This window comes from Rhodococcus sp. T2V (genome assembly GCF_029269925.1).
Classification (GTDB): Bacteria; Actinomycetota; Actinomycetes; order Mycobacteriales; family Mycobacteriaceae; genus Rhodococcus_F; species Rhodococcus_F koreensis.
On record NZ_JARJBD010000384.1, the window covers coordinates 1 to 514 of the forward strand.

Annotated in this window: 1 protein-coding gene; it reads left to right on the forward strand. The window is 65.4% G+C overall.

The genetic code is table 11. The annotated features are described in order from the left end of the window. Positions 1–514: LLM class flavin-dependent oxidoreductase (locus P3H15_RS54495; RefSeq protein ID WP_276144900.1), on the forward strand; the 514-nt coding region annotated here is incomplete at both ends.

Below are 514 nucleotides of genomic sequence, written 5' to 3' on the forward strand. Positions count from 1 at the left end.
CGGTCCGGTTGATGCGGGAACTCTGGCTCGGTGACCGGGTCGATTTCGAGGGCGAGTACTTCTCCACGAAGGGGGCGTCGATCTACGACGTGCCCGAGGGCGGGATCCCGGTGTACATCGCGGCGGGCGGCCCGGTGGTGGCCCGGTACGCCGGTCGTAGCGGTGACGGGTTCATCTGCACGTCCGGTAAGGGCATGGAGTTGTACACGGAGAAGTTGATGCCGGCGGTCGCGGAGGGGGCGGCCAAGGCCGAGCGGGATGTCGCGGAGATCGACAAGATGATCGAGATCAAGATTTCGTACGACACGGATCCGGAGTTGGCGCTCGAGAACACGCGGTTCTGGGCGCCGTTGTCGTTGACGCCGGAGCAGAAGCATTCGATCGAGGATCCGATCGAGATGGAGAAGGCGGCGGATGCGTTGCCGATCGAGCAGGTCGCGAAGCGGTGGATCGTGGCGTCGGATCCGGACGAGGCGGTCGCGCAGATCCGCCCGTACCTCGACGCCGGGTTGAA